The sequence below is a fragment of the Haloferax sp. Atlit-6N genome, assembly GCF_003383195.1.
GTDB lineage: Archaea > Halobacteriota > Halobacteria > Halobacteriales > Haloferacaceae > Haloferax > Haloferax gibbonsii.
In genome coordinates this window covers 1-495 of sequence record NZ_QEQJ01000229.1, presented here as the reverse complement: position 1 = coordinate 495, position 495 = coordinate 1, and the positions used below count along the sequence as shown (strand labels likewise).

1 protein-coding gene and 1 pseudogene are annotated in these 495 nt (G+C 58.4%); one reads left to right on the top strand and one right to left on the bottom strand.

Annotated elements, in window-relative coordinates; all coding sequences use genetic code 11:
• Positions 1 to 13 precede the first annotated feature (13 nt).
• Positions 14 to 199, bottom strand: a complete 186-nt coding sequence (locus DEQ92_RS22095) for a hypothetical protein (RefSeq protein ID WP_115821790.1) — start codon at positions 197 to 199, stop codon at positions 14 to 16.
• A 114-nt stretch (positions 200 to 313) separates the two neighbouring features.
• On the opposite strand from DEQ92_RS22095, the pseudogene DEQ92_RS22090 reads away from it, so the two are divergent.
• Positions 314 to 495 (top strand): annotated as a pseudogene (locus tag DEQ92_RS22090) (IS1595 family transposase); the annotation flags it as partial.

Genomic DNA, 495 nt, shown 5'->3' with positions numbered 1-495 from the left:
TAGTTCATCAGCTTCAGCAGTCTGAATCGACCTGCGGGACCTCCTCGGGGATCGCGTTGGCATCGCCTTCGAGGAGTCGGAGTACAGCGTACCGGAGATACTCGTGTGTAGGGGAGTTCGTGGTTTGGGCGATCTGGTCGTACTGCTCTGCGACTCGCTCCGCTTCTGCCAGAACGGCTCTGAGATGTCGTTCTGTCATGATTCGGTGAGGCTGGAATGCGCCTCCGCCCCTCGGCGGGCGCTCAAAACTCGCTCTTGTGTAGAGCTGCGGAAAGACCCTGTAGTTACACTGAACCAGCCATAATCTAGGAATATGTCTTCTGCTCAGCCGGCGTTCGGAGCGATGTTTCGGGAGCTGATTGAGCTGGGCGTCGTTGAGATCGACACGGAGCCGCTCGATGCCCGCATCGAGCGGCGACTCAAGGACTTCTGGGAGAACACATCTTGTCCACGATGTGGGCACACTGCCGTTCAAACGTGGCCGCGTCTCGACCT